Source organism: Frankia sp. BMG5.60 (assembly GCF_059428125.1).
Genome location: NZ_CM182091.1, coordinates 7,209,934 through 7,223,087, shown reverse-complemented (window position 1 = coordinate 7,223,087; position 13,154 = coordinate 7,209,934). Strand labels below are relative to the sequence as shown.

The window sequence follows — 13,154 nt, the reverse complement described above, 5'->3', positions numbered from 1 at the left end:
CTCTTCTCGGACGCGGGTGTCACAGCCGGCTGGTCAGATAGTCGAGCGCGTAGTCCCAGGACGGGTCGCGGGTCGTCTCGTCGAACCAGTCGTTTCCCTCCTCGTCGACATAATGCGACCTGAACGCGTGGGGTGACGCCAGGGTAGATCTCGACCTGCCAGTCGACCTGCCAGTCCTCGATCCGCCTACGGAGCTTGGCCAGCGATCTGGCGGCGTGATCGGGTCCTGGTCTCCGTAGACGACCAGGGCGGGTGCGTGACTGTTCCAGATCAGGTTCATCAGGTCCATCAGGTCCATCAGGTCCATCGGGTCCACCGGGTCCACCGGGCGTCGCGGCTCGCGGCTGGCGAACACCGGCTGGCTGGGGCAGAAGAGCACCGCCGCCTTGACGTCCCGGCTCAGTCGGGCGAAGAGCATGGACATCGTCGCACCCGTGCAGTACCCCCAAGTCCCGATGCGCGTCCGGTCGACGGCGTCGAGCCCGGCCGGGTGGCCGGCCCCGGCGAACAGGTCGTCGCTGGCGCGGCGGAAGTCGCGGGAGTCGATGAGGCGCATCTGCACTAGGGTGATTTGCGAGGATCGTCCAATACTCAAGGGGGTTGAGAGCGGGTGACGAGTGCAGATCCACACGGCACGCAGGTCGGGACGTGGTGGAAGACCCTCGCCGAAGAGCGCAGCCCGGTCGACCTGAAGACCGACCAGCCGCATTCGGCCCGGATGTACGACTACTACCTCGGGGGCAAGGACCACTTCCCGGTCGACCGGGAAGCCGCCGAGCGGACCCTGGCGGTGTTCCCGAACGCCCGCATCGCCGCCCAGGCGAACCGGGCTTTCATGATCCGAACTACCCGTTATCTGGCCGCGCAGGTCGGGATCCGCCAGTTCCTCGACATCGGCACCGGCATCCCCACCAGCCCGAACCTGCACGAGGCCGCCCAGGGCATCGCCTCCGACGCCCGGGTCGTCTACGCCGACAACGATCCGATCGTGCTCACCCACGCCCGCGCCCTGCTCACCAGCACCCCGGCCGGCCGTACCGCCTACCTCGACGCCGACCTCCACCACCCTGAGAGCATCCTCGACGCTCCCGAGCTGCGCGCCACCCTCGACCTCACCCGGCCGGTGGCCCTCTCCCTCATCGCGACGATCCACTTCTTCCCCGACTCCGACGACCCTCAGGGCATCCTGCGCCGGCTCCTGCAGGCGCTGCCGTCGGGCAGCCATCTGACCCTCACCCACGCCACCGCCGACTACGACGAAGGTATGGAGAGGGTCGCCGCCACCTACCGGGCGGGCGGCATTCCCGCGCAGCAACGCGGTCGCACCGACGTCGCCCGTTTCTTCGACGGCCTGGACCTGCTCGATCCCGGCCTGCAGATCGTGCACCGCTGGCGTCCCGACGACGACACCCCCAACGACCTCACCGACGCCCAGGTCAGCTTCTACGGGGCCGTCGGACGCAAGCCGTAGCAGCCATCACCACGGCGGCGGTCATCCCGCCAGACCTCCGACACCGCAGATGGACGCCTGTTGTACGGACGGGAGCAGGCCACTTGTACGGGCGGGAGCAGGCCACGGCCGCCGCCCTGCGGGCCCGGGCGGCCGCCTGGCACCGCTGCCGGGCGGCGGTGATCAGTCTCCCCGGCGGCCGCGCAGTCGCACAGCCGCCGGGACGATCGCCCACAGGACCACCAGCACGGTGAGCGCGACGGCACCGGCGGTGACGCCGGCCGTCCGCCCGTCGACGACGTCGAAGATCAGCGCGACGACGCCGGCGATGGCCAGTCCCAGCAGGGCGAGTCCGGCCTGCGCGACCCGGTTCGCGATGCGGACCAGGGCGTCCTTTTCCCGGTGACGGAAGATCGCCCGGTGGATGCTGACCGGCATCACCAGCAGGCCGGTGGCCGCCACCGACAGCAGGACGACGGCCAGATACAGCCACCGCTGCCTGTCGTCGAGGGTCGTGAAGCGCTGCTGGAACGGCAGCGAGAGCAGGAAAGCGGTCAGAACCTGGACCCCGGTCTGGGCGACGCGCAGCTCCTGGAGCAGCTCGTTCCAGTTCCGATCGGTCCGCTCGGCCTCGGTCTCGTCCCGGGCCCGTGCGGCGCTGCGGCCGGCTCCCTCCGGTGGCGGCCCGTCCTGCGTCATTGCCGCACAGTAGCCGCCGGGTCCGGTCGAGTCGGGTCGGCCGCCCGTCGAATTCGGTATCGCGAATGTGCGGGTGGGAGGGCGGGCGATCCTCTGCCCGAGGGTGTTTAGGGGGCGGGTGGCGGGTAACGATCTCGCCGAACAGCGGGACCGGGAAGGGTCGCGCGATCACCGGAAGGCGCGGAGGTGGTGACGATGCCGGGCAAGCAGGAGATGCCGTCCACGGTGGCCCGTTCGCCGAAGAAGGCCCAGGACACCTGGGTCGAGACGCACGACTCGGCGGTGCGGGAGTACGGCGAGGGTCGGCGCGCCCACCAGACGGCATTCGCGTCGCTGAAGCACTCGTTCGAGAAGATCGGGGACCACTGGGAACCGAAGGCGGGCGGCGCGAAGGGCCCCTCGGACCGGCAGTCGGCGACCCCGCGCGACGTCCGGGCCGACAGCCACGGCGGGGTCGACGCGAACGCCAGCAAGGCTCACCTCATGGACGTGGCCAAGCGGCTGGAGATCCGGGGCCGGTCGTCGATGACCAAGAGCGAGCTGGTGAAGGCCATCGAGAAGGCCAACGACCGCTCCACCGCCGCCCGCACCCGCACCCGCACCCGCACCCGCACCCGCACCCGCACGTGAATATCGGGTCGGCAACGTAGATCCCGGGTCGGCCACGCACCAAGGTCTGAAGTCCATGTCGTCACCAGGATCAAGAGGCACTTGCCAGGTAGCATTTGGCCGCCCCCCACCGAGCGCGCGTAGTGTCGCCTTGTGAGCCACCTCGTGCGGACAGTAGCCGGACCTCGACGCGAGCCCGCTGTCCCGCCCCCGGAACTGCGTGATGCCCTGTCCGCGGTGGACGGCGCCTGGACGCAGTGGGAGGCGCAGACCACCTCGGTGCGGGGGCTCTACGTCGCCTGGATGGACGGCTCGCGGCTCGGCCCCGTGCGCCGCCGCCGAGCCCGGCGGACCGCCGAGTACGCCGCCCGTGGCACGCTCGAACGTTCCCTGCAACCCGCAACCGGTGGCGCCCGCGAGCACCTGATCGGCGGAGTTGTCGCCGCGCTCTTCGCCGGCGCCGCCGAGCTGACAGCCGGTGTTGTCGGCGGGGACGAAGTCGAGGATCCCAGCCTCGCCCCCGCCGTCATTCTCGTCACCGCGGTGGCCCTCTTCTGGATCCGCCGGCTCCGGCAACGAGCATGTGGCCCCAGCGCAGAGGGCGCCTGACCGAGCACCACCTGCGGACACCCCGGTGGATCTCGCCACGTGGCCGCGCCGCTCTGCCGCGCCGCTCTGCCGCGCCGCCGCGGCGGCCCTCGGTCGCCGGCGCCCCGCCTCGTAGGTGTTAACAGTCTCTCCGAGCGCAGTGCACTGCGCTTGACGCACGAGTGCGGCGCCCGTGATCTGCATACGTCGGACGGAGTGCGTAGGTTCGGCACGAAGCGAACACCGACACCAGCACGCGCCGCGAAGGCGCCGCAGTGGGCCGTCGGGGCTGCCCAACGCGCCCAGAAAGAGCCGTGCCCCGGGCGGCATGCATAGCAGAGGCGTGCCCGGGGCCTACGAGGTCCACTCTACCAAGCACCGCCCGGCCGCGAGCCGTCCATCCGCGGGAGTGTTCCATGATCACCGAACAACCTGACTGGATCCACCGCCTGCTTTCGCCCCCACGACTGCGTTCCTACCTGCATGCGACCGACGGTTCGTCCGACGCGGCGATACGCCTCTACTGGTGGAACGCGGCGGTCTCCGCCGCTTTCTATGGGCCCTTGCACTGCCTGGAGATAGGGCTGCGGAACGCGCTGCACGGCCGGCTCTGCACGCACTATGGGCGACCCGACTGGTGGTCCGTCGCGAAACTTGCCGACGAGGACGCTCGTAAGGTCAGGCAGGCCGGTGACAAGCTCCGCCGAGCAAACACCCGACCGCCGACTTCCGACGATGTCGTCGCCGCCCTGACCTTCGGCTTCTGGGTCGCGCTGCTGAGCCGCGGCAGGTCGTACGACCGGACACTGTGGGTCCCGGCTCTCCACCGGGCGTTCCCGTACTACACGGGAAGGCGCGATGAGTTGCACCGAAATCTGGTGACGATGCTCTATCTCCGGAACCGGGTCATGCACTACGAACCGATCCATCACCGGGATCTCGGCGCCGACCGCGCGAAGATCTACCGCCTGCTGGGCTACCTGTCGCCCGAGGCAGTGCGGGAGGTCGAGCTGCTTGATCGCATACCCGAGATCCTGGCCCGCCGGGACGGAATCTGGAGTGGGGACGATCATGCACGGTTCTGACCACCGGGACGGGTCCTACGGACCGCGCCGTGGAGGCGGGCCGCCTGAAGCTCCGATCAGACAGTGCACGCCCGGATGGGACTTCGGTGCGCAGTGACCGGATCCGTGCGCCTCGTCACGGCCGCCGAGATCGCCCGGCTCGCCGCGGTGAAGCCGGCGGCGGTCAGCAACTGGAGACGTCGGCATCCGGATTTTCCCGCCGCCGAAAGGCGTATGGGACGGGAGGTGTACCCCGCCCCAGATGTGGCCGCCTGGCTCGATCAGCGGATCGTTGCGGAAAAAGATCGACAGCCTACTGAGGATGCAGGGATCACCTATGGGATCCGGTTCCGTCGAAACCTGGGATCGCCCGAGCGGGTCGCCCCTCCCCCGGATACCGGTCGACGGCTCTGGCGGGCGTTCGCGGCCTACCGCAACTTCGGCGGGATCAATGGGACCGAGGCGTCGATGCTGGCTTTCGGGCTGCTCTACCTCCGCTTTCACGACGCGTCACGATGGTCGGAGCTCAGAGAACTCAGGTACGCCCCCGACCGTGACCTGCCCCGACGAGCGGATGACCTGGTCAACAGCGCGCTGCTGGCAGGCGGGCATGAACCGCTGCCGCGGCATGCGTGGACCACTGGCGGGCCCTCTGCCGACCACGCAGATCTGGCGACGGCCATCCAGATCCTAGATCGCCTGGATCCGTCGTCGGGGCCGGATGGCATCCGAGATGCGCCGATCGCCGGCTGGCTCGCCGATGATCTGCTGTCCCGGTTCGCGGCTGCCGACGGCCGGCGGGGGCACCTCACGCCGGACTCGGTGGTTCGGTTGGCAGTTCGCCTGACGAACCCGATCGGCGGCGAGCGACTGCATGATCCATTCCGTCATCTGGGCGAGTTCCTCGTAGGCGCCGTCGACCATGTCCGGACCCAGTGCGGAGCGCCCGCGAAGCTGGAGGTCAGCGGTGGCACGGTTGGCCACCTGGGATGGCTCGCGGGGATGAACCTGACGCTGCACGACATCGCCACCCGCGAGGTGCGGGTCGAGCCGCCCCTGTACCGCTGGGACACACAGCGGCGCTTCGATCTGGTGCTGACCAATCCACCGTTCAACATGTCGGACTGGACTGACGATTACCACGTCGGTGACCTGCGCTGGCGATATGGCATTCCGCCGCGACACAACGCGAACTTCGCCTGGCTGCAGCACGCCTTGGCCCTGCTCACCGAGGGCGGCCGTGCCGCCGTCCTCATGCCCCACGGCGCCGGATCATCCGAGAACTCCCGGGAGCGGGCCATCCGGGCCGCCATGGTCGAGGACGGTGTGGTCGATGCCGTCATCGCGCTGCCACCGCAACTGTTCCACTCCACCGCGATCCCCGTGACGCTCTGGCTGCTGCGTGGTCGGGGCTCGGGTGGTGGGGACGACGTCTTCTTCGTCGACGCGCATGCTGCCGGCACCATGGACGGCCGCAACCATCGGGTCCTGCGCGAGGAGGATCTGGAGCGCATCACGGCGGCGTACCGCGATCGATCGACGCTCACCTCGGGTGACGTGCTGTCGCGGGCCGTGGCCCGAGATCGGCTGCGAGACGACGGATACGTGCTGAATCCCGGCCGCTATCTGATCGCCACATCGGCCCCCGTCGATCTCGATCGGAACCGAGCCGATGCCGATGACCTGCGCCACAGCCTACGCAACCTGCTACAGCGGTCGATCGACTCGCACAAGCGGGCGGAACGTCAGATAGACACCGCCGCCGATCTGCTCGACGGGACTCCCGCCGGTTGGAGCCGGTGCCAGTTGGGTGAGGTGTGCGACGTGCTCGTCGGCCCTTCCGGCGCGGTGAGCTCCGGGGGAGGGAACTCCTCCGATGTTCCCGTCATCAAGCCGAGGAACATCAGCGAGAACCGGATCGTGCGGGATCACCTCGACTTCGTCGATCCGTCAGTGTCCGAGACGCTGGATCGTTACCTGCTGGCACCGGGCGACGTCGTATGTACCAGAACCGGCGAGATCGGCCGGTGCGGGCTGGTGACCGAGGAGCACGACGGCTGGTTGCTCGGCACGTCCTGCCTGCGTCTGCGACCGGGCTCGTCCCTCGACCCGAGCTATCTGATCTTTTATCTGGGACATCCCCGTACAGCGGTGGCTGGTCGGCAATGCCGGCGGCTCGACCGTTCGATCGCTGACCGCCGCGACCATGCGCGCCCTGCCGCTCCTCCTTCCGGACACCGACCGGCAGCGGCGCATCGGCGCGGCGATGAGCGCACTGGACGAACAGTTGGCGATTCACGATCGGATCCGGCGCACCACATCGGCACTGCGGGAGTCGCTGGTGCCGCTGTACCTCCAGGACGCGCTCCTTGACGAGGCGCCCGAGGAGATCTGAGTGGAGTCCACGGACGTGGTGAACGGAACCCACTGTGGCGACCGGAGGAGCCCGTCCCCGAGCCGCACCGGTGCCATGCCCGCGGCAAAGAACACCCGGGCCGCCGGCGTGAGACCGCGGCCAAGTTCGGTCCGGGCGATGCCTGGGTGGGATCGCCTGCCCACGACGCGACCAGGACGATCATTTTTCGTGTGCACTCAGCCACTCGACGACTCCGCCGACGGTGCCCCCCGGTATTCATGGGAGTGAGACGCCGGGTCGGGCGGCAGAGGGCGAGGACGTCGACGTGGCAGAGCTTTCGGACGCGATCACCGTCGCCGCGCAGGGTGGCGGCGAGCATGACCTGGCCGTGGCGGATGCGGGCGCACCGCGCTACGAGCCGGAGTGGGTGCAGACGATGTTCACCCTCCCCGACCTGCTGCGGGTGTTCGACCTGACGCCGGCGCTGCCCACGACGTCCGCGCGGTGTGTGCCGAGTGGGCACGGGGGCGTCCTCGGCGCGCAGCAGCTCGGCCAGCAGGTCGTCCTCGCCGAGCGGCTGGCGCCCGGCAAGCGGCTGCACACCCTGCAGACGGTCTTCATCCGTGGCGGCCGCGCCGACCTGCCGCTGGACATCGACGTGGAGCGGCTCGCCGGGGGCCGGTCGGTGGAGTCGTTCGCCCTGTCCCTGCGCCAGGGCGGCGACCAGCTCAGCCGGGCGCAGGTGATGCTTACCGGGGATGCCCCCGACTTCCACCGGTTCGGCTCCCCCGCCACGGACCTCGGACGCCCGGCCGACGCCGAACCCATCCGCCGCGCGCTGCTGCCCTGGGAGGCGGCGATCATGCCGCGCCGGGCGCCGCGCCAGCTCGATCTCTGGATCCGCATCGCCGACGCCCCGGACGACCCGACCTTCTGGCGGGCCCTGATCGCGCACACCGTCGAGACTCTCGCCATCGGCGACGGGATGCTCAACGGCGGGATACCGCTGCCACCCCGCGAGGAGCTGCAGGCGGTGGTTCTCACGGAGGCCGTCACCTACCTCGACGACCTCGACGTCCGAGACTGGCACCTCTACCGGGTCCACACCCCGCAGGCGGCCCGGGGGCGGATCCTCGGCCGCGGCGAGCTCTACGGCGCCGATGGCGGGCTGCGGGCGGTCTTCGAGACCGTCAACCTCGTGCGGCCCGCCCGAACCCCGCCGGGGCAGACGGGTCGGGCGGTGCAGGCAGAGCAGGCGGGGCAGGCAGGTCGGGCAGAGCAGGGGGGTCAGTAGCGGCGGTTGGTGTTGCCCTGGTCGACGGGCAGGACGACGCCGCTGATCCAGCGGGCCTCGTCGCTGGACAGGAACACCACGGCCGAGGAGATGTCCTCGGGTTCGAGCCACGGCCGGCCCATCGGCATCGACGCGGCGAAGCCCTCCCGGCAGTCGTCCACCGTCGGGTTCGGCAGGTCCGGGCGGAACAGGTGGAACTGCTGGGTGTTCTCGGTGACCATCGGGGTGTTCACCGTGCCCGGCGCGATGACGTTCACCCGGATCTGGCGGTGGGCCACCTCGTTGGCCAGTGACATCGCCATCCCGATCACGCCGTTCTTCGTGGTGACGTAGTCGGACAGGTTCGGGACGCGGTTGAGCGCCGCGCCCGAGCTGATGACGATGATCGACCCGCCCCTGCGCCCGGCGAGCAGGTGCGGGACGGACGCGGCGAGGGTGTGAAAGACGCCGGTGAGGTTGATCCCGATGACGTCGTCCCACTGCTCCGGCGGGATCTCCCACAGCCGGCGCGCGGGCGGGGAGATCCCGGCGCTCGCCACGACGATGTCCAGGCCGCCGAGTTCGCGCACGCCGGTGGCGAGCAGATCCACGATCGCCGCCCGGTCGCGCACGTCGCCCACCCGGGCGATGATCCGCCGGCCGGCCTTCTCGACCAGGGCGACGGTCTCGGCGAGCTCGTCGGCGGTGCCCAGCGGGTAGCCCATCGTCGCGACGTCGGCGGCCCGGTCGATGCCGATGATGTCCGCGCCCTCGCGGGCGAGCGCGACCGCGTGGGAGCGGCCCTGCCCGCGGGCGATCCCGGTGATGAAGGCGACCTTGCCGGCGAGGCGTCCCGCGGCGGCGGGCGCCGTCATCGCGCCGCTCCCGTTAAGGCCGTCGCCGCGCGTCCCATCGTCATGATGTCCTCCCGCTTGCGTCGTCACCGGGCCGTTGGCGTCGCACGCGACCCTCCGATAGTCATATCGTTTATCTATTCGCCCGTCACCCGAAGGAGCCCCGGCGGTGGAAGAACCCAAGTTCGTCCGGGTCGAGATCGCTGACCGCATCGCCACGGTCACGCTCGCCCGCCCCCCGCGCAACGCGCTGAGCGCGCCGATGATGCGCGAGATCGGGCAGGTGTTCACCGAGCTCGGCCGGGGAGACGAGGCCGCCGTCGCGATCCTCGCCTCGGACTTCGAGCGCGTCTTCTGCGCCGGCGCCGACATCACCGAGTCGGATCGCCGCTACAACCGCCGGGAGCTGCTGCCCGAGGAGAGCCTGACCGACCTCATCGATCCCGGCGCCGTCGTGCGCGGCTGCCTCGCCGGCATCCGCGACGGCGGCCTGCCGGTCGTCGCGGCGGTCGGCGGCGCGTGCGTCGGGGCCGGAGCCGCCCTGGTCGGCTGCTGCGACCTGGTGGTCCTCGCCGAGGAGGCGTTCTTCTCGCTGCCGGAGATCGACGTGGGCGTCCTCGGCGGGACCCGGCACGTGCAGCGCCTCGTCGGGCCGATGAAGACCCGCGAGATGGCGCTGACGGGCCGGCGCGTGCCCGCGGCCGAGTTCTACCGGCTCGGCGCCGCCGCCGCACTGGTGCCCCGCGCCGAGCTCGCCGACACGGCGCGCGCCCTGGCCGCGGAGGTCGCGGCGAAGAGCCCGCTGGCGCTGCGGCTGTCCAAGGAGTCGATGAACCGGGTCGAGGACCTACCCCTCGACGAGGGCTACCGGCTGGAGCAGGACTACACCGCGCGGGTCAGCCGCCTCGACGACGCCGGCGAGGCGCGCCGCGCCTACCTGGAGAAGCGCGAGCCGCACTGGACCTGGCGCTGAGGCAGCCGACCGACTCCGCCGCGGCGGGCGACGGCTCGGGCGTCGGCGGCGGATGCGTGGGAGACCGCCTACCTGTCTCTTCCACAGGGTTCTGCGTCCGTTTTGCCCCTGTGGAAGAGACAGCCGGCCCGCCCCCCGGCACGCCAGCCGCGCCGACTAGGCGACGTGCCAGCCGGTGTCGGCGGCGATCTTGGCGGCGTTGACGAGCACGGCGGCGTCCGAGCACAGCCAGACGACGACCTCGGCGATCTCCTCGGGGCGGCTGAGCCGGCGGATCGGCTGGGCCTGCTCCATCGCCCGCAACTGCTCCGGCGTCAGGTACTGGCGGGCCCGCTCGACGATCCCGGTGTCCACGTTGCCGGGCGCCACGGCGTTGACCCGGATGTTGCGCCGGGCGTACTGCAGGGCGGCGGCCGTGGTCAGGCCCACCACGCCGTGCTTGCTGGCCGTGTACCCGATGTCGGCGACGTTGCCCTTGTAGGTGGACTCCGACGCCACGTTGACGATGGCCCCGCCGCCGCGCTCCAGCATCCGCGGGATCTCGTACTTCAGGCACAGGAAGACGCTGGTCAGGTTGGTGCGCAGGATCCGCTCCCAGAGCTCCTCCGGATAGCTGACGACCGGATCCTGGGACTCGACGATGCCGGCGTTGTTGTGGGCGTAGTCCAGGCCCCCGTAGGTGGCGACCGTGAGGTCGACCATGTCCCGCACGGCGTCCGGCTCACCGACGTCGGCGTGGACGAACGTCGCCTGCCCACCCGCGGCGCGGATCAGCTCGACCGTCTCCGCCCCCGTGTCCGGGTTGATGTCGGCGACGACCACCGCCGCGCCGCACTCGGCGAACCGCCGGGCCGAGGCCCGTCCCATCCCGTAGCCGCCGCCGGTGACCAGCGCGACCTTGCCGGACATGTCGATGTGCACCGTGGCCGTCATTCAGGGGGCTCCTTCTGCGCTGGTCAGGACCGGCCCACGGCGCCGGACGGGTCGAAGTCCAGCTCGGGCAGGGGGGCGCCGGTGATCGCGGCCGGGTCGAGGTCGTCGGCGAGCGGGGGGAACGACGCGGGACGCTTCGCCAGGAAGCTGTCGATGCCCTCACGGAAGTCCGGCCCGACGGCGGCGGCGGCCATCGCCCGGTAGGTGCGGCCGAGCGCCGCGTCGAGCTCGCCGGAGCTGTCGGTGCGCAACTGGTGGCGGATCAGCGCCAGCGACACCGGCGAGCAGTTCGCCGCGATATCCGCGGCATAGGCGCGCGCGGCGGGCAGGAGCTCCGCGGGGTCCACCACCCGGCTGACGACGCCGAGCTCGCGGGCCTCATCGGCGTCGAACACCCGCGACGACAGCAGCAGGTCCGCCGCCCGCTCCTGCCCGATGAGGCGGGGCAGCAGCCAGGTGATGCCGAACTCGCCGGCCAGCCCGCGGCGGGCGAAGGCGGTGGTGAACCGGGCACCGCGGGCGGCGAACCGCACGTCGCACAGCAGGGCCTGGACCAGACCCATGCCGGCGCAGGCCCCGTTGACGGCGGCGATCATGGGCTTGCGCACCGACCAGGCCCGCACCGGCGAGCGGCGGCCGGTGGTGTCCATCGGCTTGCCCGCGATCTGGCCGAGCCGGCCGGTGTCGACCCCCGGGCAGAACGTGGTGCCCGCGCCGGTGACGATCAGCACGCGGATCGCCGGGTCGCGATCGGCCTGCGCGAGGACGTCGAAGTACCGGTTCTCCATCTCGGGGTTCCAGCCGTTGCGCCGCTCCGGCCGGTTCAGCGTCACCACCCCGACGCCGTCGTCGCCCACGTCGAGCAGCACCGGCCCCTCGGTCACCACCGACCGGTCCGCCCCCGCCTCGCCCGCGGCCGCCCCGCCCGCCGCCCTGTCCGCGGCCGCCTTGTCCGCGGGCGTCGTCGATTCCGTCGTCACCGCCGCCTCCCACCTGTCGCTCTCGCGCGAGGGCCAGCATTTCCCCTCGACGGGCACAGTGTCGAGCGATGCGCGAAACTCACTAGATTCTTTAGCGACCGAGCCGTTGCCGGCCGCTCCCGGACCGCCTCCGTGGGCTCCGCGACGCCGGTCGGCGACGGTCTCTCGCCGGGCAGGTGGGCCCCGTGCGCGGCCTACGATTGCGCGATGACCAGCCACCCGTCGGCGGGGCACCCGACCGGCCCGCCCGCGCTGGTCGGCGAGACGCACGCGTGCGCCGACTGCGGTTTCTCTTACCCGACGCGCACCGTGGAGGGGGTCCTGGCGGAGCTCGCCACCCTGCCGGCGCGGGTGGCGCAGGCCGTCACCGCCGCCGGCCCCGACCTGCTGCGGGAGCGGCCCACGCCCGGCACGTGGTCCGTACTCGAGTACGCCTGCCACCTGCGGGACGTGCTCGCGACCTCCACCATCCGCCTGTACCGGGCCCGCACCGAGGTCCGGCCGGTCGTCGAGCCGATGCTCAACGACCTGCGGGCCCGCCGGTTCCGCTACAACGAGCTCGACCCGGCGGCGGTGCTGACCGAGCTCGCCGCCAACGCGCGGGGTCTGCGCGACGAAGCCGGTCAGGTCGCGCCGCAGGACTGGGAACGGACCGTGGCGCGCCTACCCGGCGAGGAACGCACCGCCCGCTGGCTGCTGCGCAACGCGTTGCACGAGGGGATCCATCACCTGGCCGACATCCGGCGGGGGTCAGCGGCGACGTAGCGCGTCGATGGCGACGTCCAGGGCCGCCTCGAGATGGGTGGTGCCGCCGGTGGACAGCAGCATGAGCACGCCGCCCTGGATGCCCGCGATCAGCGCCGCGGCCTGCCGCTCGGCGTCCAGCAGCGGGGAGATCTCGCCGGCCCGCTGCATCGCGCGGATGCCGGTGGCGATCTCCGCCTGCCACCGGTTCATCAGCTCCGTGACGACCGCCTGGGCGCCGGGGGTGCTCCGCCCGAGCTGCGACACCAGGACGCTCAGCGGACAGTGCCGCCCCTGCTCGCGGTAGCGGGCGACGACCTTGTCCCGCCAGGCGAGCCACGCCGGCCAGGAGGTGAGGTCACCGAGCTGGGGCTGCTGGTCGGCGAGGACCCGGTCGGCCTCGAACCGGGCCACGGCCAGCAGCAGCTCCTCCTTGCCGGTCGGGAAGTAGTGGAAGAGTTGGCTCTTGCTGGTACCGGTGCGGGCGCGGACGTCGTCCAGCGTGGTCACCATGACCCCGCGCTCGCGGATCTCGGCGGCGGCCCCCTCGATGATCCGTTGCCGGGTCACGCTGCCCTTCGACGTCAGCCTGCTCGCCACGTCCGCCCCCTCCCGCCGCCCATTTCTGGAC

The 13,154-nt window shown here is 71.3% G+C and carries 14 protein-coding genes and 1 pseudogene; 9 read left to right on the top strand and 6 right to left on the bottom strand.

Going from position 1 to position 13,154, the window contains the following annotated elements; genetic code table 11:
* Window positions 1-19 precede the first annotated feature (19 nt).
* Window positions 20-556 carry a dienelactone hydrolase family protein gene (locus tag AC5R91_RS29615; protein WP_495394585.1) on the bottom strand — a complete coding sequence of 179 codons (537 nt, stop codon included), beginning with the start codon at window positions 554-556 and terminating at the stop codon, window positions 20-22.
* A gap of 54 nt (window positions 557-610) precedes the next feature.
* Between AC5R91_RS29615 and AC5R91_RS29610 the strand changes: the two genes are divergently transcribed.
* Window positions 611-1,471, top strand: coding sequence for an SAM-dependent methyltransferase (locus AC5R91_RS29610; protein WP_495394584.1), 861 nt, complete (start codon window positions 611-613; stop codon window positions 1,469-1,471).
* A 162-nt stretch (window positions 1,472-1,633) separates the two neighbouring features.
* On the opposite strand, the gene AC5R91_RS29605 is transcribed toward AC5R91_RS29610, so the two are convergent.
* A complete protein-coding gene (locus tag AC5R91_RS29605; RefSeq protein ID WP_495394583.1) occupies window positions 1,634-2,149 on the bottom strand; it encodes a DUF6328 family protein in 516 nt (171 codons plus the stop codon).
* A gap of 195 nt (window positions 2,150-2,344) precedes the next feature.
* Between AC5R91_RS29605 and AC5R91_RS29600 the strand changes: the two genes are divergently transcribed.
* The 6 genes and pseudogenes from AC5R91_RS29600 to AC5R91_RS29575 all read left to right on the top strand — a co-directional run bounded on the left by AC5R91_RS29600 (window position 2,345) and on the right by AC5R91_RS29575 (window position 8,060).
* Window positions 2,345-2,779 carry a ChaB family protein gene (locus tag AC5R91_RS29600; protein ID WP_495394582.1) on the top strand — a complete coding sequence of 145 codons (435 nt, stop codon included), beginning with the start codon at window positions 2,345-2,347 and terminating at the stop codon, window positions 2,777-2,779.
* A 144-nt stretch (window positions 2,780-2,923) separates the two neighbouring features.
* Window positions 2,924-3,367, top strand: coding sequence for a YdeI/OmpD-associated family protein (locus AC5R91_RS29595; RefSeq protein WP_495394581.1), 444 nt, complete (start codon window positions 2,924-2,926; stop codon window positions 3,365-3,367).
* A gap of 395 nt (window positions 3,368-3,762) precedes the next feature.
* A complete protein-coding gene (locus AC5R91_RS29590) occupies window positions 3,763-4,431 on the top strand; it encodes a hypothetical protein (protein WP_495394580.1) in 669 nt (222 codons plus the stop codon).
* A 75-nt stretch (window positions 4,432-4,506) separates the two neighbouring features.
* Window positions 4,507-5,982 (top strand): annotated as a pseudogene (locus AC5R91_RS29585) (N-6 DNA methylase); the annotation flags it as partial.
* Between the two features lie 634 nt (window positions 5,983-6,616).
* Complete coding sequence (locus tag AC5R91_RS29580) at window positions 6,617-6,805, top strand: hypothetical protein (RefSeq protein WP_495394579.1); 189 nt, start codon at window positions 6,617-6,619, stop codon at window positions 6,803-6,805.
* 286 nt (window positions 6,806-7,091) lie between these two features.
* Complete coding sequence (locus AC5R91_RS29575; protein WP_495394578.1) at window positions 7,092-8,060, top strand: acyl-CoA thioesterase; 969 nt, start codon at window positions 7,092-7,094, stop codon at window positions 8,058-8,060.
* Here the strand turns inward: AC5R91_RS29575 and AC5R91_RS29570 are convergent.
* Window positions 8,054-8,914 (bottom strand): mycofactocin-coupled SDR family oxidoreductase, encoded by an 861-nt coding sequence (locus AC5R91_RS29570; protein WP_495394577.1) that lies wholly within the window; start codon window positions 8,912-8,914, stop codon window positions 8,054-8,056. The two genes, AC5R91_RS29575 and AC5R91_RS29570, sit on opposite strands and share 7 nt — an antisense overlap.
* Window positions 8,915-9,062: 148 nt before the next feature.
* Here AC5R91_RS29570 and AC5R91_RS29565 point away from each other — a divergent pair, with 148 nt between their 5' ends.
* The gene (locus AC5R91_RS29565; RefSeq protein ID WP_495394576.1) at window positions 9,063-9,866 is read left to right on the top strand and encodes an enoyl-CoA hydratase-related protein; all 804 of its coding nucleotides are present in this window, start codon (window positions 9,063-9,065) and stop codon (window positions 9,864-9,866) included.
* Between the two features lie 156 nt (window positions 9,867-10,022).
* Here AC5R91_RS29565 and AC5R91_RS29560 read toward each other — a convergent pair whose 3' ends face one another.
* Both AC5R91_RS29560 and AC5R91_RS29555 read right to left on the bottom strand, forming a co-directional pair.
* A complete protein-coding gene (locus AC5R91_RS29560; protein WP_495394575.1) occupies window positions 10,023-10,799 on the bottom strand; it encodes an SDR family NAD(P)-dependent oxidoreductase in 777 nt (258 codons plus the stop codon).
* Window positions 10,800-10,822: 23 nt separating this feature from the next.
* Complete coding sequence (locus tag AC5R91_RS29555; protein ID WP_495394574.1) at window positions 10,823-11,779, bottom strand: enoyl-CoA hydratase-related protein; 957 nt, start codon at window positions 11,777-11,779, stop codon at window positions 10,823-10,825.
* 207 nt (window positions 11,780-11,986) lie between these two features.
* Between AC5R91_RS29555 and AC5R91_RS29550 the strand changes: the two genes are divergently transcribed.
* A complete protein-coding gene (locus AC5R91_RS29550) occupies window positions 11,987-12,544 on the top strand; it encodes a DinB family protein (protein ID WP_495394573.1) in 558 nt (185 codons plus the stop codon).
* On the opposite strand, the gene AC5R91_RS29545 is transcribed toward AC5R91_RS29550, so the two are convergent.
* Complete coding sequence (locus AC5R91_RS29545) at window positions 12,530-13,123, bottom strand: TetR/AcrR family transcriptional regulator (RefSeq protein WP_495394572.1); 594 nt, start codon at window positions 13,121-13,123, stop codon at window positions 12,530-12,532. The two genes, AC5R91_RS29550 and AC5R91_RS29545, sit on opposite strands and share 15 nt — an antisense overlap.
* Window positions 13,124-13,154: the final 31 nt, after the last annotated feature.

Coding starts and splice junctions, on each gene's coding strand:
- AC5R91_RS29580 (WP_495394579.1), top strand. CDS start 6,617: ATGCGCGCCCTGCCGCTCCTCCTTCCGGACACCGACCGGCAGCGGCGC.
- AC5R91_RS29590 (WP_495394580.1), top strand. CDS start 3,763: ATGATCACCGAACAACCTGACTGGATCCACCGCCTGCTTTCGCCCCCA.
- AC5R91_RS29560 (WP_495394575.1), bottom strand. CDS start 10,799: ATGACGGCCACGGTGCACATCGACATGTCCGGCAAGGTCGCGCTGGTC.
- AC5R91_RS29605 (WP_495394583.1), bottom strand. CDS start 2,149: ATGACGCAGGACGGGCCGCCACCGGAGGGAGCCGGCCGCAGCGCCGCA.
- AC5R91_RS29600 (WP_495394582.1), top strand. CDS start 2,345: ATGCCGGGCAAGCAGGAGATGCCGTCCACGGTGGCCCGTTCGCCGAAG.
- AC5R91_RS29570 (WP_495394577.1), bottom strand. CDS start 8,914: ATGACGGCGCCCGCCGCCGCGGGACGCCTCGCCGGCAAGGTCGCCTTC.
- AC5R91_RS29615 (WP_495394585.1), bottom strand. CDS start 556: ATGCGCCTCATCGACTCCCGCGACTTCCGCCGCGCCAGCGACGACCTG.
- AC5R91_RS29550 (WP_495394573.1), top strand. CDS start 11,987: ATGACCAGCCACCCGTCGGCGGGGCACCCGACCGGCCCGCCCGCGCTG.